Origin of the sequence: Ruegeria arenilitoris (genome assembly GCF_013030985.1) — a bacterium.
GTDB lineage: Bacteria > Pseudomonadota > Alphaproteobacteria > Rhodobacterales > Rhodobacteraceae > Ruegeria > Ruegeria arenilitoris_B.
In genome coordinates this window covers 186,676-204,763 of record NZ_WPYP01000008.1, presented here as the reverse complement: position 1 = coordinate 204,763, position 18,088 = coordinate 186,676, and the positions used below count along the sequence as shown (strand labels likewise).

At 60.9% G+C, this 18,088-nt stretch carries 19 protein-coding genes; 5 read left to right on the top strand and 14 right to left on the bottom strand.

Annotation, left to right across the window (positions count from 1 at the left end; translation table 11 throughout):
* Positions 1–9 precede the first annotated feature (9 nt).
* The 6 genes from GOX88_RS16740 to GOX88_RS16715 form a co-directional block, all read right to left on the bottom strand.
* Positions 10–1,200 (bottom strand): pyridoxal-phosphate-dependent aminotransferase family protein, encoded by a 1,191-nt coding sequence (locus GOX88_RS16740; RefSeq protein ID WP_170404271.1) that lies wholly within the window; start codon positions 1,198–1,200, stop codon positions 10–12.
* A gap of 51 nt (positions 1,201–1,251) precedes the next feature.
* Positions 1,252–1,884: a bifunctional 4-hydroxy-2-oxoglutarate aldolase/2-dehydro-3-deoxy-phosphogluconate aldolase gene (locus GOX88_RS16735; protein ID WP_170404269.1), complete on the bottom strand. Its 633-nt coding sequence runs from the start codon at positions 1,882–1,884 to the stop codon at positions 1,252–1,254.
* A gap of 5 nt (positions 1,885–1,889) precedes the next feature.
* Positions 1,890–3,695 (bottom strand): phosphogluconate dehydratase, encoded by a 1,806-nt coding sequence (edd, locus tag GOX88_RS16730; protein ID WP_174826149.1) that lies wholly within the window; start codon positions 3,693–3,695, stop codon positions 1,890–1,892.
* Between the two features lie 2 nt (positions 3,696–3,697).
* Positions 3,698–5,143, bottom strand: coding sequence for a glucose-6-phosphate dehydrogenase (zwf, locus tag GOX88_RS16725; RefSeq protein WP_170404265.1), 1,446 nt, complete (start codon positions 5,141–5,143; stop codon positions 3,698–3,700).
* A 139-nt stretch (positions 5,144–5,282) separates the two neighbouring features.
* Positions 5,283–7,526: a phosphoenolpyruvate--protein phosphotransferase gene (gene ptsP, locus GOX88_RS16720; protein ID WP_170404263.1), complete on the bottom strand. Its 2,244-nt coding sequence runs from the start codon at positions 7,524–7,526 to the stop codon at positions 5,283–5,285.
* A gap of 46 nt (positions 7,527–7,572) precedes the next feature.
* Positions 7,573–8,811, bottom strand: coding sequence for an aspartate kinase (locus GOX88_RS16715; RefSeq protein ID WP_170404260.1), 1,239 nt, complete (start codon positions 8,809–8,811; stop codon positions 7,573–7,575).
* A 163-nt stretch (positions 8,812–8,974) separates the two neighbouring features.
* Here GOX88_RS16715 and GOX88_RS16710 point away from each other — a divergent pair, with 163 nt between their 5' ends.
* Entirely contained in the window at positions 8,975–9,328 is a 354-nt protein-coding gene (locus GOX88_RS16710) for a hypothetical protein (protein ID WP_170404257.1), read from the top strand.
* Here GOX88_RS16710 and GOX88_RS16705 read toward each other — a convergent pair.
* The 5 genes from GOX88_RS16705 to GOX88_RS16685 form a co-directional block, all read right to left on the bottom strand.
* Positions 9,322–9,960 (bottom strand): SDR family NAD(P)-dependent oxidoreductase, encoded by a 639-nt coding sequence (locus GOX88_RS16705; protein WP_170404254.1) that lies wholly within the window; start codon positions 9,958–9,960, stop codon positions 9,322–9,324. The genes GOX88_RS16710 and GOX88_RS16705 overlap by 7 nt on opposite strands.
* A gap of 3 nt (positions 9,961–9,963) precedes the next feature.
* A complete protein-coding gene (locus tag GOX88_RS16700) occupies positions 9,964–10,419 on the bottom strand; it encodes a DUF1178 family protein (protein WP_170404251.1) in 456 nt (151 codons plus the stop codon).
* Positions 10,420–10,490: 71 nt separating this feature from the next.
* Positions 10,491–10,955, bottom strand: a complete 465-nt coding sequence (locus GOX88_RS16695; protein WP_170404248.1) for an NUDIX hydrolase — start codon at positions 10,953–10,955, stop codon at positions 10,491–10,493.
* A 119-nt stretch (positions 10,956–11,074) separates the two neighbouring features.
* On the bottom strand, positions 11,075–11,818 hold the full coding sequence (locus GOX88_RS16690; RefSeq protein ID WP_170404246.1) for an EcsC family protein: 744 nt from the start codon (positions 11,816–11,818) through the stop codon (positions 11,075–11,077).
* Between the two features lie 53 nt (positions 11,819–11,871).
* Positions 11,872–12,366, bottom strand: coding sequence for a GNAT family N-acetyltransferase (locus tag GOX88_RS16685; protein WP_170404243.1), 495 nt, complete (start codon positions 12,364–12,366; stop codon positions 11,872–11,874).
* Between the two features lie 72 nt (positions 12,367–12,438).
* Between GOX88_RS16685 and GOX88_RS16680 the strand changes: the two genes are divergently transcribed.
* A complete protein-coding gene (locus GOX88_RS16680; RefSeq protein WP_170404240.1) occupies positions 12,439–13,044 on the top strand; it encodes a flavin reductase family protein in 606 nt (201 codons plus the stop codon).
* A gap of 132 nt (positions 13,045–13,176) precedes the next feature.
* Here GOX88_RS16680 and GOX88_RS16675 read toward each other — a convergent pair whose 3' ends face one another.
* The gene (locus tag GOX88_RS16675) at positions 13,177–14,811 is read right to left on the bottom strand and encodes a SulP family inorganic anion transporter (protein ID WP_170404237.1); all 1,635 of its coding nucleotides are present in this window, start codon (positions 14,809–14,811) and stop codon (positions 13,177–13,179) included.
* 207 nt (positions 14,812–15,018) lie between these two features.
* Between GOX88_RS16675 and GOX88_RS16670 the strand changes: the two genes are divergently transcribed.
* A complete protein-coding gene (locus tag GOX88_RS16670; protein WP_170404234.1) occupies positions 15,019–15,891 on the top strand; it encodes an S-methyl-5'-thioadenosine phosphorylase in 873 nt (290 codons plus the stop codon).
* Here the strand turns inward: GOX88_RS16670 and GOX88_RS16665 are convergent.
* Entirely contained in the window at positions 15,888–16,760 is an 873-nt protein-coding gene (locus tag GOX88_RS16665) for an alpha/beta hydrolase (RefSeq protein ID WP_254443351.1), read from the bottom strand. The two genes, GOX88_RS16670 and GOX88_RS16665, sit on opposite strands and share 4 nt — an antisense overlap.
* Before the next feature lie 249 nt (positions 16,761–17,009).
* Between GOX88_RS16665 and GOX88_RS16660 the strand changes: the two genes are divergently transcribed.
* The gene (locus tag GOX88_RS16660) at positions 17,010–17,639 is read left to right on the top strand and encodes a LysE family translocator (RefSeq protein WP_170404231.1); all 630 of its coding nucleotides are present in this window, start codon (positions 17,010–17,012) and stop codon (positions 17,637–17,639) included.
* Positions 17,640–17,642: 3 nt separating this feature from the next.
* On the opposite strand, the gene GOX88_RS16655 is transcribed toward GOX88_RS16660, so the two are convergent.
* On the bottom strand, positions 17,643–17,816 hold the full coding sequence (locus GOX88_RS16655) for a hypothetical protein (RefSeq protein WP_170404228.1): 174 nt from the start codon (positions 17,814–17,816) through the stop codon (positions 17,643–17,645).
* Positions 17,817–17,921: 105 nt separating this feature from the next.
* On the opposite strand from GOX88_RS16655, the gene GOX88_RS23665 reads away from it, so the two are divergent.
* Complete coding sequence (locus GOX88_RS23665) at positions 17,922–18,056, top strand: hypothetical protein (RefSeq protein WP_302477135.1); 135 nt, start codon at positions 17,922–17,924, stop codon at positions 18,054–18,056.
* The last annotated feature ends 32 nt before the right edge of the window (positions 18,057–18,088 follow it).

Here is an 18,088-nt window from a genome sequence, read left to right as displayed (position 1 = left end):
AATTGTGGCTTATTGAGATAGAACTGCGGCTGCGGCCTCGAGCGCGCCTTTGCCGCGTGGGATGTTCTGGGCGGCCATTGCGGTCTCTATACCCCCCAATATCGCCATCACCATCTGACCGTTCACGTGGCCCATGTGGCCCAGACGAAAATAGCCGTTCCAATCCTCCATCCCCAGGCCGATACCCAGTGTCAGCCCCAGCTGTGTCTCGGTAAACTGGCGCAAAGGCGTGCCGCGTTCATCCGTCAGGCGCAGGGTCGTCACGGCATGGCTGCGATGGGCACGGTCGGCGACGTTCAGGTGCAGCGCACCGCTTTCTGCCCAGGTTTCGCAGGCTGTCCAGATTGCAGTTGCAAGGCGTTCGTGGCGGGCCCAGACATGCTCCATGCCTTCTGCGTGGATCAGGTCCAGCGCAGCGCGCAGGCCGTACAAGTGATGCGTCGGCGCGGTGCCGTTGAAATACTGATAGAACAGTTCGGGTTTCGCGCGCGGCTGCCAGTCCCAGTACTGAGACACACGCGGCATCTCGGCCCGCTTGGCCTGAGCTTTGTCGTTGAAGAACACGAACCCAACGCCTGCCGGAGTCATCAGGCCTTTTTGGCAAGCGGTGACCATGGCATCGACGCCCCAGGCATCCATCTCGAACCGGTCGCACCCCAGCGAGGCGATACAGTCCGCCATCAGCAGCGCCGGGTGGTTCAGGTCGTCCAGCAGCGCCCTCAGCGCTGGGATGTCGTTGCGGATCGAGCTTGACGTGTCCACATGCACCGCCAGAACCCCTTTGATCCGGTGGTCGGTATCCGCGCGCAGAGCGTCAGCAATGCGCTCCATATCCCATGGCGAAGACGTGCCGAAATCGATCAGATCGACCTTGGCACCGATTGCATCGGCCATCTCGGCCCAGCCATGGGTGAACCGGCCCGAGGCCGGTGCCAGCACGGTTTCTCCCGGCGCAATCACGTTGGACAGCGCGGCCTCCCACGTGCCGTGTCCGTTAGCGATATAGATGGCAACGTTGTGTTCGGTCCGAGCCACCCGTCGCAGATCACGGGTCAGGGCCGGCATCATCTCGATCAGTTCGCCGTCATAGATATTGGGCGACGGGCGGTGCATGGCCTGCAGCACCGCATCGGGCATGACCGACGGGCCGGGAATAGCCAGATACTCGCGCCCCTGCGCGAGAGAAATTGGGTTTGTCATGGGGTCAACCTGTTTGAATTGACGCCCACCCTAGCGCAGCAACAGGTAGCGTCAATCCGCCAGCTTGGCGGCCTCACGCGCAAGTGCTTCGATTCCGGCCCAATCGCCGCCCAGAACCATCTGCTTGGGCGCGACCCAGCTGCCGCCGGCGCAAATGACGTTTGACAGCGACAGGTAGTCCCGCGCGTTCGCGGGCGACACTCCGCCGGTCGGGCAGAAGGTGATCTGCGGCAGAGGTGCGCCGATGGCTTTCAAGGCAGGCGCCCCACCCGATGCCTCGGCCGGGAAGAATTTCAGCATGTCATAGCCCTGATCCAGTAGGCGCATTGCTTCGCTGGCCGTAGCCGCACCCGGCAGCAACGGCAGACCTTCTGCCTCACAGGCGGCGATCAGAGCGTCGGTCGCGCCGGGTGAGACGCCGAACTGCGCGCCAGCTTCCTTGGCGGCCCGCACATCATCGGGGGTGACCAGCGTGCCTGCCCCGACGACTCCGCCGGGCACCTGCGCCATCTCGCGGATAACATCCAGCGCCGCAGGCGTGCGTAGGGTGACTTCCAGAGCGGGCAAGCCACCGGCGACCAGCGCTTCGGCCAGAGGACGCGCGTGTTCGGCATCATCAACGACAAGAACGGGCACAATCGGCGCAAGGGCACAGATTTCGCGGGTACGTTGGGTTTTCGACATGGGGATTATGCTCCGAAAATGCTGGCACCGGCGTCGGCGGAACCGACATTGTTGCGGAAGGCGGCAAACAGATCGCGTCCGGTGCCATGTTGATTGGCCGACAGATCAGCGGTGACAGGGGCGCGGTCCAGCACGCCCGGGGTGAGGATTTCCAGATCCCCCTTCACCGCGTCAACGCGCAGCAGGTCGCCGTCCTGCAGGTAGGCGATCGGGCCGCCTTCCAACGCCTCGGGGCAGACATGGATGGCGGCGGGAACCTTGCCCGAGGCACCGGACATGCGGCCATCGGTGACCAGCGCCACCTTTTGCCCACGGCCCTGCAGGATCGACAGCATCGGCGTCAGCGAGTGCAACTCGGGCATACCGTTGGCCTTGGGACCCTGAAAACGGACGACAACAATAACGTCATCTTTAAACTCGCCAGCCTTGAAGGCGGCTTTGACCTCATCCTGATCGTGGAAGACACGCACTGGTGCTTCGACAACCTGATGTTCGGCGGCCACGGCCGAAACCTTCATGACGGCGGTACCCAGATTGCCGGTAAGACGCGAAAGGCCTCCGGTGGGCTGGAACGGGTCCTTGGCGGGGCGCACGATCTTGTCGTTCAGGCTGTGGCCTGCGCCCTCTTCCCAAGTCAACTCATCACCCTTCAACTTGGGCTCTTTGGTGTAGTTGTGCAGGCCCTGCCCCGCCACGGTGAGCGTGTCGGGGTGCAGCAAGCCATCCTCAAGCAGCGTACCGATGCAGTAGCCAAGGCCGCCAGCTGCGTGGAAATGGTTCACGTCGGCCAAACCGTTGGGATAGACCCGCGCGATCAGGGGCACCACGGCAGAGATGTCGGAGAAATCTTCCCAATCCAAGACGATACCCCCTGCACGCGCCATGGCGATCAGGTGGATCAGCAGGTTGGTCGAGCCCCCCGTCGCCATCAGGCCAACGATGCCATTCACAAAGGCACGTTCGTCCAGCACCTGATAGACGGGCGTATAATCGTTGCCCAACGCGCTCAGCGACAGGGCACGGCGGGCGCCTTCTTGCGTCAGCGCATCCCGCAGTGGAGTGTTCGGGTTGACAAAGCTGGAGCCCGGCAGGTGCAACCCCATGAACTCCATCAGCATCTGGTTGGTGTTGGCGGTGCCGTAGAAGGTGCAGGTGCCGGGACCGTGATATGCAGCCATTTCGGCTTTCATGAGTTCGTCGCGGCCGACCTCTCCAGCGGCGAATTTCTGGCGGATTTTGGCCTTTTCATCGTTCGGCAAGCCGCTGGTCATCGGGCCGGCGGGCAGAAAGACCGCGGGCAGATGCCCGAATGCCTGCGCACCAATGATAAGGCCGGGTACGATCTTGTCACAAACACCAAGGAAGACGGCCGCGTCATAGGTGTTGTGGCTCAGCGCCACTCCGGTCGCCAAGGCGATCACGTCGCGCGAGAACAGCGAAAGCTCCATCCCGGCCTCGCCCTGCGTGACGCCGTCGCACATTGCGGGCACGCCGCCGGCAACCTGTGCCGTTCCGCCTGCAGCCCGGATCGCGTCACGGATCAGGCCGGGATAGCGTTCGAACGGTTGGTGGGCCGAAAGCATGTCGTTATACGAGGTGACAATGCCCAAGTTACCCGCCGTACCCGTCGCCATCGACTGCTGATCCTGACCCGCACCGGCATAGGCATGGGCCTGACCGCTACAGGACAGATGCGCACGCGCCGGTCCCTTTGACCGGGCATGCTCCATGCGTTCGATATGTGGGCCGCGCAGGTCGGCGCTGCGGTCGATAATCCGTTGGGTGACATCGGTGATAACAGAATGAACCATGATTAACCTCCGATCTGACGCCAGCGACGACCGTCGCGATGCATCAGCATCAATGCTTCTTCTGGGCCTGAACTGCCCTGATCGTACCGCGCAGGACGATCGCCCCGCTCTTCCCAACCCTGAATGATGGGATCGACCCAGGCCCAGGCGGCCTCGGCCTCATCCCCGCGCATGAACAAGGTCTGATCGCCGCGGATGACGTCCATCACCAGACGTTCATAGGCATCTGGCGCGCTGGCCTCGGCGCCCAGCGCGTCGGCAAAGCTCATGTCCAACGCGACATCGGACAGGCGGAAGCCGCCCGGGCCGGGGTCTTTGATGGTGGTGCGCAGAGTGATGCCCTCATCCGGTTGCAGGCGGATCACCAGCACGTTTCCGTGCAGCGGGCCGACATTCGGGAAAATCGTATGGGGCGGATCGCGGAAGAACACGGCGATCTCGGATTCCCGCGCCCGCAGGCGTTTGCCGGTGCGCAGATAGAACGGCACCCCGGCCCAGCGCCAGTTGCCCAGGTGAACCTTGAGCGCAATGAAACTCTCGGTCCGGCTGGAAGGATTGCCAACATGGTCGACATAGCCGCCTTCGCCATGTTCGGCGCGATACTGACCACGCGCGATGTCTTTCTGTTCAACCGGTTCCAGCGCCTCGATCACCTTTACCTTTTCGTCACGCACCGCGTTTGGCGAGAATTTCGAGGGCGGCTCCATCGCCGTCAGGCACAGAAGCTGCACCAGATGGTTCTGGATCATGTCCCGCATCGCTCCGGACTGGTCATAATATCCGCCGCGCCCCTCGACGCTGACGGTTTCGGCGACAGTGATCTGTACGTGGTCGATATGGGTCGCGTTCCACAGCGGCTCGAACAGAGAATTTGCAAAGCGCAGGGCCATCAGGTTCTGCACCGTCTCTTTGCCCAGATAGTGGTCAATTCGGTAAATCTGATGCTCTTCGAAACAGGCGCGCAGACCCTTGTTCAGCGCCTTGGCCGAGTCCAGATCGTGACCGAACGGCTTTTCCACCACAATGCGACTATCCGGCGTGGCAAGCCCGTGATCATGCAGTCGTTGCGCGATGCCCGAGAACAGGCTGGGGCCGACGGACAGGTAGAAGGCACGCACCACATCCGGGCGCAGAGATTTCGTCAGCTCGGACCAGCCCGCCTCGCCCATCGCATCAACCGGAACATATTCGACCCGGCTTAGGAACTGATCCAGCACGTCCTTTTTGAATTTGGGCGCGAATTCCTTCATCGAGGCGCGGATCTGTTCGCGAAATGCGTCGCTGTCCATATCCGATCGGGCGGTGCCGATGATCCGGGCATCCTCGGGCATCTGCCCCACTTCAAACCGGTGATAGAGGCCCGGCAGAATCTTGCGCTGTGCCAGATCGCCAGTGGCGCCGAACAACACCAGATCGAACGGGTTGACCGGAATTACGCGTGAAACCATCGACGGGCTCCTTCAGTTTTCACCTGAGCCACCATAGCATCCCCAGTTCGTGGTGCCTGTGACATGGGTTATGTTATCGCTAACATTCGCGCTTTGAATAGGCAATGCGGATGCAGAAAGCAAGACCGGATTTGGAAATTCAGCTCTGATTGCGCAGCCAGTCCATGACGGCGGGGCGTACAGACTGCTCTCCTCGGTGGCGCGCGTCGGCGATAATCTTGCGCAGCGATTGCAGGTCAGCCCGTAGCAGAAGGCTTTTGACCGGACCAATCGAAGCCGGACGCATCGACAGCGACCGAATGCCCATTGCAGCCAGGCACAGCGCCTCGACCGGGCGGCCCGCATCCTCACCACAGAAGGATAGAGGCGTATCCGAGATGTTGCAGCGCTCAACGATCCGCTCGATGAAACTGAGGAAGCTCACATTCAGCGTATCGTAGCGGCGTCGCACCAGTTCATTCTCGCGGTCGGCAGCAAAGAAGAACTGCTTCAGGTCGTTGCCGCCGATCGAGACAAAATCGACCTCGTCAAAGAACTTCTGCGGCGCAAAGGCAAGTGACGGCGTTTCCAGCATCGCGCCGACTTCGATCGTCTCGGGCAGGACGTGGCCAAGGCGCTTTTCACGCTCGATGGTCTTGTTGACCTCCCACTTCGCCTCGCGGAATTCGTCGGCCTGCGCCACGAAGGGGAACATGATCGTCAACGGCCGACCATTGGCAGCGCGCAGCAGGGCCTGCAACTGCATCCGCATGACCCCGCGCTTGTCCAGCCCGACACGAATCGCGCGCCAGCCCAGCGCCGGGTTCGGCTCGGCCACGTGTTTCATATAGGGCAGAACCTTGTCCGAGCCGATATCCAGCGTCCGGAACACCACGCGCTTGTCGCCTGCGGCATCCAGAACCCGCTGATATTGCGCCACCAGTTCTGACCGTTTCGGCATCTGGTTGCGGATCAGAAACTGCAACTCGGTCCGGAACAGGCCCACGCCTTCGGCCCCGGAATTGCCCAGCGAAGGCAGATCGGCCATCAGGCCCGCATTCATCACCAGATTGATCCGTTCACCATCCCGCGTAACGGTCGGGGTTTCGCGGATCGAGGCATAACGCTCCTGCGCCTTGGCCTGCATGGCGATCTTGTCGCGGAAGGCGCTGACCACGGTATCTTCGGGGCGCAGATGCACGACACCATGATCACCATCGACCAGGATGTGGTCGCCGTTCAACGCCTCGGTGGTTATACGGCCCACATGAACAACCAGCGGAATCGCCAGTGCACGGGCGACAATGGTGGCGTGGCTACCGACCGAGCCTTCCTCAAGAACGATACCTCTCAACGACCGACCGTATTCCAACAGATCACCGGGGCCGATATTGCGGGCGATCAGGATGGGGTCGGGCGGCAGGTCGGCGCCATCGGTTTTGCCCTGCCCGGTCAGGATACGCAGCAACCGGTTGGACAGGTCGTCCAGATCGGCCAGTCGTTCACGCAAATAGGGATCGGTCACCTGCCCCATACGGGCGCGGGCCTGTGATTGCTCTTTCTCGACCGCGGCTTCAGCGCTGAGGCCGCGGGCGATGTCCTCTTCCATCCGCCGCATCCAGCCTTTGGAGTTGGCAAACATGCGGTAGGCTTCCAGAACCTGAAGCTGCTCCTTGTCAGCCCCCTGCGAAATCTCCAGCATCTTGTCGACGCCGACGCGCAATTCCTCAACGGCATCTGTCAGGCGCTCGCGCTCACGATGCGGGTCGTCGGCAATGGGGTTGGTCACCACTACGCGTGGTTCATGCAGCCAGACATGGCCCTCGGCTGAACCTTCCTGTGCCGGCCCGCCGTTCAGCTGCACTGATTGCTGGTGCAGCGGCGACAGGGCAGCACCTTCACCGACAAAGGCACCCAGTTCAGCCATTTCGGCCAAAACCATGGCCACGACTTCCAGCGCATAGACCTCGTCCGCAGAAAACTCGCGCGCTTCGCGGGATTGCACCACCAACACACCCAGTTTTTCGCCCAGACGCTGAACCGGAACACCAAGGAAGGACGAGAACCGCTCTTCCCCGGTTTCTGGCATATAACGGAAACCTTTGGCCGACGGCGCATCTGCCGTGTTCACGACTTTGCCGGATTGGGCGACGCGACCTACCAGCCCCTCGCCCATGCGCATCCGGGTCTTATGCACCGCTTCTGGCGCCAGACCTTCGGTGGCGCACAGCTCCAGCGTATCTTCATCGCGGAACAGATAGATCGAACAGACCTCAGCCCGGATGCTGTCCGCAATCAGGCTGGTGATCCGGTCAAGACGTTCCTGACCGGCGGCTTCGCTCGCCATCTCTTCGCGCAGCCGCCCCAGCAGCTTGCGGGATTCTGTTTCGGTGCCGTCCGCCATGGCCCAACCAATTTAGTGTGTCAGGCGAAACCCTTGGCTGAGATGCTCAGGCCGCCTTGTCCAGTTCAAAGGCATCATGCAGTGCCTGAACCGCAAGTTCCATGTATTTCCTGTCGACAAGGACGGAAATTTTAATCTCAGAGGTTGTGATGACCTTGATGTTGATCCCCTCATCCGAGAGTACCTTGAACATTTTGGCCGCAACACCGGACTGAGAGCGCATCCCGATGCCCACAACCGAGACCTTGCAGACGTCCTGATCCGCAACCAGTTCGGCATAGTTCAGCTCGCCCGCGTCCTTGATTGCCAGCAGGGCTTTTTCCGCCCGCGCCACCTGATCGGTGGGGCACGAGAAAGTCATGTCCGTGCGCCCCTCATCCGAGATGTTCTGCACGATCATATCGACGTTTACGCCCTCATCGCTGAGCGCAGTAAAGATGGTCGAGGCGATACCGGGGCGGTCCGCCACCGATACGACGGTCATCTTGGCTTCGTCACGGGAATAGGCCACACCGGCCACGACATTGGATTCCATGATATCCTCCTCGTCAACGACCAGCGTACCGGCCTCGTCGGATTGTTCTTCGAAACTTGAGAGAACGCGCAGTTTCACCTTATAGCGCATCGCCAGCTCGACCGAGCGGGTCTGCAGCACCTTGGCCCCCAGCGAGGCCAGTTCGAGCATTTCCTCGAACGAAATGCGGTCCAGCTTGCGCGCCTTTTCACAGATGCGCGGGTCAGTGGTATAGACGCCATCCACATCCGTGTAGATGTCGCAACGCTCGGCCCCAAACGCAGCCGCGAAAGCAACCGCGGTCGTGTCCGAACCACCCCGGCCCAGCGTGGTGATGCGGCCTTCGGGGCTGATGCCCTGGAAGCCCGCAACAACAGCCACCTTCATGCCTTCGTCGAACTTCTGGTTCAGGTTCTCGGTCGGGATTTCCTCGATCCGGGCCTGGCTGTGGGCGCTGGTGGTTTTCAGCGGAACCTGCCAGCCCTGCCAGCTGCGGGCCGGGACATCCATTTCCTGCAGCGTCAGCGCCATCAGGCCAGCGGTCACGTTTTCGCCCGAGGACACCACCGCATCATATTCGCGCGCGTCATACAGCGGAGAGGTCTCGTCGACCCAGCCGACCAGTTCGTTGGTCTTGCCGGACATGGCCGAAACGATGACGATCACATCATAGCCCTTGGCCACCTCTACGCCGATGCGTTTGGCCGCGCGGCGGATGCGGTCAAGGTTGGCAACCGATGTGCCACCGAATTTCATAACGAGTAAGGGCATGGGGGTGGTCTCTCCGCGCCTTGGAATTCAGGTCCCGTGCGTCTTATGCGAGGGGGGCCTTAAGGGCAAGGGTTCAAAACCGCCCCGAATGCCGCATCGGACCGCTTTACATCCGGCAGTGGGGGTGTCAGCCTTAGATGACGAATTTTCCAAGAGGTTTTCCATGCTCCGCCTTGCCATCGCAGCCGTCCTGCTGTCTTCGCCCGCTTTTGCGCAAGTTGCCACTCTGGCCGCAACCGACGGCAAGAATGCATTGGGCACTGTGCCCTGCGCCGCAGGCGGTGAACCGCTGAGCAGTTGCCATGCCGAGCTTCGCCACCATGACGATGGCACCACAACGCTGGCTGTTTCATTGGGCGCCGGCGAGGTGCGCAGCATCTATTTTACCGATGGCGTGCCAACGTCCAGCAGCTCTCCCGCCACGATCAGCCACGAAACGCGCGGTGACCTGACAGTGGTTTTCATCGACCCGGATGAGGTTTACGAAATCCCCTCGGCAGCGCTGATCCGTCAGTAAACGTGGGGGCGGCCGTCCCAGGTTTCGAAACAGCCTGAGGTCTCCAGTGACAACGCATCAAACCGCTCGATCAGGCCCTTTGCAGCCTGATCCGAGGTGATCTCGGCAGCCGGCCCGCCCATTTCCGTCTTCACCCAACCGGGGTGATAGATGCCCACTGCGATGCCGTCCGCGTGCAGATCGGTGGCCAGATTCCGCCCAAGGTTAAGCGCGGCGGCCTTTGATGCGCGGTAAATATAACTGCCGCCCGGTGCCCGCGTGTGTGACGCCATTTGCGATGACAAAATCACAATCTTTCCGCGCGCCGCACGTAGGTTGGGCAGCAAGGCCTGGACGGTCAGGAACACACCGGTGACATTGGTGGCAAAGCTCTGCGCCCACATGTCAGCAGGATAGCCGTCGATGCCCTGCTCCTTGTCCAGATAGACCCCGGCATTGCAGATCAGCAAATCAACCGGCTGGTCCGCCAAATGCGCCGCCATGTCAGCGTGTTGCGCCGGGTCGGCGACATCCAGCACCACTTGCGCAGACCCGTCCCGTGCTGTGCCAGTCAGCGTGTCGCCCCGCGCCCGGTAGTGATCCGCCAGCGTTCTGCCGATCCCGCGACCGGCGCCGGTGATCACAACATGCATGGGTCAGTTGGTCTTTCTGCTGGGAACAAACGGCAGCGGAGCCACCGGCACCCCATCATCAATTAGGGCCTGAGCCTCTTCCGGCTTGGCCTCACCATAGATCGCCCGTTCGGGAGCGTCTCCCAGGTGAATCTTGCGCGCTTCGCTGGCGAAATCCTTACCGACATAGTCCGAGTTCTCTTCGACCTTACGGCGCAGCTCGGTCAGCACCTTTTCGACATCGGGCGCCGGGGCCGCCACATCTATCGTGTCCGCCTCTGGCATCGGCGCCAAGGGCCGCGCTTCGGCGTTGCGAGCAGGACGCACGCGTGGTGTCATGATGGCCTTTTCAACATCGCAACATCCGCACACCGCGCATGTCACCATGCCCGCGGATGCCAGTTTGTCGTAAGCGGCGGCCGATTGGAACCAACTGTCAAACGTGTGGCCGTTGCTGCACTTCAATGCGTACTGAATCATGGTCCGTCCAAATGTCGGTTGCCGAATAGATACCGAGGGACATGGCAAGATCAAGCCCCTCCAGTGACAGCTCAGTGCCTAACAGGCTCAAGCTTTCGTAACAATATTGCCAATTCGCGGGAATTGACCTTTTGGGCCGCCTTTTTCGGTGAAAACCACTTTCTGTCCCGCTGCCCGCATTCGGGAAACCGCGACGAGACGGATTGCACCAATAGGGGAAATACATCCACGGCGCACAGTACAGGCCCCTTTTTGGGGCGGAATTTCTGGTAATGGAACCGCCCCATCGTTTTCGTGTCGCACAGACCGCGAATACCGGCTTCTTCCCAAGCTTCCTGGCGGGCCGTCTCGGACGGGGTCAGACCGTCGATCAGCCATCCCTTGGGAATGATCCAGCGATGGGATTTACGTGTGGTGATCAGCAAAACTTCGGAACGCCCCTTTTCGATGCGATAGCATAGCGCGGCCGATTGCTGCCGCACCGGCAGATGCCGGGACTTTCGCGAAACATATGGCGCAAGTCTGGCGTCAATCACGCTGACCGCCTTTCAATTGGAATCCTTGCCTATTTTCCCGCAGTTTTTTTGCTTATTTAGCGGGCCCTCAGATAACGGATACCATATAAGGCGTTTTTCTCCAAGCCCTTGGGCTTGGGTCACATACGCGCCGTCAGTTTTCGCACCAGATCATCATGCGGAATATCGGCATCAATCGCCAATCGCCGCAGGCCAAAATGCACACGGGCGATCTGCTGGTAATAGCGCGTATAGACATAGTTGGTGCTGCCCCCGGCAATCGCCCCCAGCACCGGCACGGACTGCGCCGCCAGTTTCTGCCCCAGCACGACAGACAGGCGAGGAGCAACTGCCGCGACCAGCTTTTGCATGGCCGGTCCAGTCAGTGTCAGCCTAACGGAAAAGAACCCAAGATCGGCGCCATCGTCATTGGACAAAGGCCCGGCCGCCGACAGAACGCGCACGCAGTCGAATTTCACGCCTTCCTCGGATGGGTCAAACCCCTCGCGCGCCGCGGCCCCCTGTATGGAACGCAACAGCATCGCAGTGGTCGCCGGTAGCTCCATCAGAGCGGTGGAAACACCGCCCAAGCCCCCTGCCGCGCCCATGGCAGTGGTCACCGCCGTGTTGACCCAAGGGCGCTGATCAGGAACGGCTCGCCGTGACCCTTCTGCCGCGTGCATCGCCAGCCACAGGGCCTGTTCCGTCGCACCGGTCAGACCCTGCCTGATCGGATCGGGCAACTGATCCAGCAAAGATTCAGCCGACCCGCCCAGACTGTTCAACAGTTTGACACCCGGCCCTCCGGCGGACCTGTAATACCCGGCCAAACGGTCCAGTTCGGCCTCGGCATCCAGTTTTTCGACAAGAACCACGTCCTGCATAAACACCCTCCTGCCCTTTAGACATCGGGATTTAAGGCCGACGTTTCAATAGCTCAGCGGCTCCAGGGGGTCACCAAACCATGAACGCCCTCCCAAACGCCGGGCGACAATTCCAGCCCCAGAACACGATCCGGGTTGGTGGGCGGCGGCATCTCTACTCCGCTGAGGCGGGAAAACCCAAACCGGGCGTAATAGGGCGCATCACCGACCAACATGACGCGATCCCACCCCAACGAGCGGCCAGCTTCAATGCCTTCGTGGATCAGAAATCCACCCAGTCCCTCGCCCTGATGGGTGGGGTGCACGGCCACCGGCCCCAGCAGAAGCACATCATGTTCACCAACATGTACCGGCCAGAACCGGATCGCCCCCGCAAGAATACCCTGCCCATCGCGCGCCACCAGAGACAGGCCCGAAACAGGCGGCACATCATCGCGCAGACGATAAGAAGACAGCGCCTCGCGCCCCGGCGCAAAGCACAGGTCATAGAGGGCTTCGACCTCCCACCAATCCTCCGGCTCTTCCGGCCTGATCCCGAACTGCTGCACCCCGGCCCTCTTTTCCTTGCTGGCATTCGCCCTAGCACTTCGGTACGGCTTGAGCAAACGCTTGGAGATCAGATGTTCTACCGCCCCGAAGACGGCCACGGCCTGCCGCACAACCCCTTCAACGCCGTTATCACCCCCCGCCCGATCGGCTGGATTTCCACCCGCAGCCCGGACGGGATCAACAATCTGGCCCCTTATTCCTTTTTCAACGGTGTCGCCTACACGCCGCCGCAAGTGATGTTCGCGTCAACTGGTACCAAGCACGACCAGGACAGCGGCAAGGACAGTGTGTCGAATATCGAGGCGACCGGCGTGTTCTGCGTAAACGTGGTTGCCCACGCGCACCGGGATGCGATGAATGCCAGTTCCGCTGGCCTGCCCAAACATCACGACGAATTCGAACACGCCGGTCTGACACCGGTTGAATGCGAGACTATCTCTTGCGCCCGAGTCGAAGGCGCTCCGGCCGCACTGGAATGCAAGCTGACGCAGATCGTTACTCTGCCGGGCGTGTCAAATCGGGTCGTATTCGGCGAAGTCACCGGCGTTCACCTGCGCGACGATTGTCTGAAGGACGGAGTTTTCGACGTCACAACCTTCCAGCCGCTGGCACGGCTTGGGTATCGGGACTACTCGATTGTCACCGAGTTATTTTCACTGAGCCGTCCAGACGATTGACCTGCCTTTGGGGGCGCTGCCCCCGCCACCCGTCGGGCGACTCCCCCGACGTATTTTCGGCCAGATGAAGCAGGGATCCTTTATTCATCTGGCTCCAAATACCTCGGAGCGCGAGGCAAAGCCTCGCATAAATCAGTGACCGCCGAGGATACCGGTGCGGACTGAATAGTCGACGGCCAGCTCGTAATCCGGATCGTCATCACTGTCGACCATCAGATGGCCAGCCTTGTTCAGCAGCTTGTGGCAATCACGGCTGAGGTGGCGCAACATCACACGCTTACCCGCAGCCTCGTATTTGGCGGCGATGTTTTCGATGGCTTGCAGGGCCGACTGGTCGACAACACGGCTTTCGGCAAAGTCCACAATCACTGTATCGGGGTCGTTCGGCACATCGAACAGTTCGACAAACCCCTCGGACGAACCAAAGAACAACGGCCCTTCGATCTCATAGACCTTTGCGCCCTCTTCCGTGGACGACTCACGCGTGACAGCGTGAATACGCTTGGCATTGTTCCACGCATAAGCCAACGCCGAGACGATGACGCCGACGACGACGGCAACCGCAAGGTCCTCCATCACGGTCACAACGGTGACCAGTACGATCACGAAAGCGTCGGTCAGCGGCACTTTGCGCAGGATTTTGAACGAGTTCCAGGCAAAGGTCCCGATGACCACCATGAACATCACTCCGACAAGCGCGGCCAGCGGGATTTGTTCGATCAGGGGCGAGGCGAACAGGATGAAGATCAGCAGGAACAGCGCCGCCGCGATGCCAGCAATGCGCGTACGGCCGCCGGATTTCACGTTGATCATCGATTGCCCGATCATCGCACAACCGCCCATACCGCCAAAGAAACCGGTGGCCACGTTTGCGACGCCCTGCGCGATACACTCTTGCGAGGCTCCGCCGCGCTTGCCGGTGATTTCACCCACAAGGTTCAGAGTCAGCAAGGATTCAATCAGGCCGATTGCGGCCAGGATAACGGCGTAGGGCAAAATGATTTCCAAGGTTTCCCAATTCAGCGGCACCATCGGAATGTGGAACGCGGGCAGCCCACCCTCAATCGAAGCCAGATCGCCGACGCGTGGCACGTCAAGCCCAAAGCCGATCACAAGCGCGGCCACAACCAGAATACCCGCCAGAGGTGCAGGAACGATGCGCGTGATACGCGGCATGACCCAGATCACCGCCATGGTCAGCGCCACCAGCCCCAGCATCGTGTAAAGCTGCAGACCCGAGAGCCACTCGCCCCCGCCAACGCCGTGGCCGGTGTTTTCCATGGTGCCCGGCACTTTGAACTGCCCCATCTGGGCCAGAAAAATCACGATCGCCAGACCGTTCACAAAGCCCAGCATCACCGGATGCGGCACCAGACGGATAAACCGTCCCCAATGCATGGCCCCGGCTATCAGTTGCAGGATGCCCATCAGCACTACGGTTGCGAACAGATATTCGACCCCATGTTCAGCGACCAGCGCCACCATCACTACGGCCAGCGCCCCGGTTGCGCCCGAGATCATGCCCGGACGACCACCGATCAGTGCGGTAATCAGACCAACCATGAAAGCCGCATACAAACCAACCAGCGGATGCACCCCGGCAACAAAGGCAAAGGCCACTGCTTCGGGCACCAGTGCCAACGCCACGGTCAGACCGGACAACAGCTCGATCCGCAGGCGCGAAACAGTCAGCCCCTCGTCTGGAACCCAACGCAAGTCGGGTTTGGCAATACGATTGGCAAAGCTTGCCAGCATGGCTCGGGGCATGGGACGGTCCTGTCGGTCTGTTTTGTTCGCGCGAAAGGGGCCTTTTAGCGGTCAAACCCCACCTGAGATACCGCGTCAGGCGGGACCCTGATATGCACCAGACGCATACCGGACCAGCGCCCAACACAAACCGTTGAAGCCACTTGCCAAATCCTCTGTCGCCCCGCAGAAATTCCTCAACGGATTTTTTTCATGCGGAGAGCAGCCATGACCCAGACCAAAATCGCCATCATCGGCGGATCAGGCATATATGAGATCGACGGGCTGGAGAATGCGGAATGGGTGACGGTGGAAACGCCCTGGGGCGATCCGTCGGATCAGATCCTGACCGGATCGCTGAACGGCGTGGGCATGGCCTTCCTGCCCCGCCACGGGCGCGGGCATGTGCATTCGCCGACCGAAGTCCCCTATCGCGCCAATATCGACGCGCTGAAGCGGCTGGGGGTGACAGATGTGATCTCGGTTTCGGCCTGCGGGTCGTTCCGCGAGCATATGGCGCCGGGGGATTTCGTGATCGTCGATCAGTTCATCGACCGGACGTTCGCGCGTGAAAAGAGCTTTTTCGGCACCGGGTGCGTGGCCCATGTCAGCGTCGCCCATCCAACCTGCCCACGTCTGTCGGACGCCTGTGAAACCGCGGGCAAGGCGGCGGGTATCACCATTCACCGCGGCGGAACCTATCTGGCTATGGAAGGACCGCAGTTCTCGTCCTTGGCTGAGTCCAAGATGTATCGCGAACAATGGGGCTGCGATGTGATCGGCATGACCAACATGCCCGAGGCGAAACTCGCCCGCGAGGCCGAGCTTTGTTATGCCTCGATCGCCATGGTCACCGATTACGACAGCTGGCATCCGGACCACGGAGAGGTCGACGTGACCGCCATCATCGCTACCCTGACCGGCAATGCCGAGAAAGGCCGCGCGCTGATCAAAGGCCTGCCCGATCTGCTGGGGGCTGAGCGCGCGCCCTGCCCCCATGGCTGCGACCGGGCACTGGAATATGCTATCCTGACTGCGCCGGAAAAGCGCGACCCGGCTTTGCTGGCCAAACTGGATGCGGTTGCCGGTCGGATTCTCTAATCCTGCTGTTGCCCCAGCGCGCTTTGTACCTCGGCCCAGAGCCCATGCGACCACAGGTCGTTATGGGTTCCCCCGGGGATAACGTGCAACTGAGCGGCGTCCCCTGACATCTCTGCCAGCGCCTTACCGTGATGCAGCGGGATGGTCTCGTCTTCGGTCCCGTGGAAGATCAGGGTCGGCACGGTAATGCTGTCTATCAAGTCACGGGTGGCAAACTGATCCTTCATCAGGGCCGAGACTGGCAGAAACGGATAGCGTTCGGCCGCCACATCCACGGTGGCGGTAAACGGCGCTTCCAGCACCAGCAACTGCGCGGTGGGGCGCTCTTCGGCCACCGCAGCCGCAACACCCGTTCCAAGGCTTTGGCCGTGCAGGACAATGTCCGCGCCTTCAGCCTCCAGCCGGTCGAACAACTGCACCCCATCCGAGATCAGCGCCAGTTCCGAGGGCTCGCCCCCGCTGCCCGGAAAACCGCGATAGCTGGGCGCAAGCAGGCCAAAACCGGTGTTGAGGATCTCACGCATACGATCGGCCCGGTCGCCCAGATTGCCGCTTTGACCATGAAAGAACAGAACCGTCGGCGCGTCCTCGATGGCTGGCGGAGCGGACCATGCGGTCAGCACCACGCCGTCGGACATGGGGACCGTGATCACATCCACATCGGCCAGCCCAACGGCCTTGGGGTCGGGCAGTTCCCCGGACGGTTTGTACAGCAGCGCGTTCTGGTTTGCGTACATATACCCAAGTATCCCGGCGTATAGCGCGCCCCCGATCAGGAACAAGAGGATCAATACACGCCTTACCGGCCATGCTCTCGACCGGGCGGGTTTTGAAAACATTCCGATGTGATCCGGTTGTACTTGCGCCATTTTTCGCCTCCGATCCCCTCGTGTCTCTTAGGTTGGGAAGCCGGGTGCGTGTTTCAAGGAAGATGCACAAGCCTTAATTCAATCTTTAACCTGCACAGGCCGGGCGCCTTTTTTGGGGGGCAGCCCATCGGGACACGCGCCCTGATCCTTTCTGTGAGTTCACCTGAAGCAGACGCCTGAGCCATCCACGAAAGGCTTGACCTTACCGCCGCGTCGGGGCTTGGTGAGGAAAGAAACACAGGAACCCCCATGTCCATCGACCTTTGGCTGGCCTTTGTGGCCGCATCAACCGCCTTGCTGCTGATCCCCGGCCCGACCGTTTTGCTGGTGCTCAGCTATGCACTGTCAAAAGGGCGCAGCGTTGCCGTGGCCTCGGCCACCGGGGTCGCGGTGGGGGATCTGGTAGCCATGACCGCGTCGTTGCTGGGCTTGGGCGCGCTGGTACTGGCCTCGGCGACGCTGTTTTCCGTGCTGAAATGGGTGGGCGCCGCCTATCTGGTGTGGCTGGGCATCAAATTGCTGCGCAGCGCGCCCTCGGGCGGGTTGCAGACAGTGGAAACCGGGCGCGATGTCACCGCCCGCAGCGTCTTTGGCCACGCCGGCGCCGTCACCGCGCTAAACCCGAAATCCATCGCATTCTTCATTGCCTTCGTTCCACAATTCCTGCGCCCGGCGGAACCCTTGGGCCCGCAATTCGCCATCCTGATTGCAACATTCGTCGGCCTCGCCTGGCTGAACGCGCTGGCCTACGCACTGCTGGCCGACAGGCTGCGCCAAATGATCGGGCGGGTCGGTGTCATCACTGCGATGACTCGGTTCGGAGGGCTGACTCTGATCGGAATGGGGGTTGCGACCGCCGTCCTGCGCCGCCCGGCCTGACGATCAATCCTCGGCGTGTTCTTTCATGAAACTGCGGATGAACCGGCGGATTTCCCGTGCGGCTGAGGTATCAAGTTCCTTGCAAAGTTCGACAAAAGCGTCGCGCTCATCCTTGTCCAGACGCAAGACCAACTGACTGTTTTTCTTGGTAGAACCTTTACCGTCTTTCTTTGTCACGTTCTTTTCCCCGTCGAACACTTGATTCTATTAGCGATGCAATGTATATACATCGCATAGAAGTTGTAGATATCGAGCACCTAACAATAAAAAAGGATCATGGCAATGAACCTTCATGCTGCTCAGGCATTTCTTTTGCGAGACCAGCGCAACTGGCGCAAACCGCATCTGTCGTGGCTGCCTGCCGCGCTCTATCGGTACAAAAGCTTGCCGAACTCTGTTTCGCAACGTCGCAAGTGAGGCGGCGGTAATCTTTCCTTGCAAGGCTGACC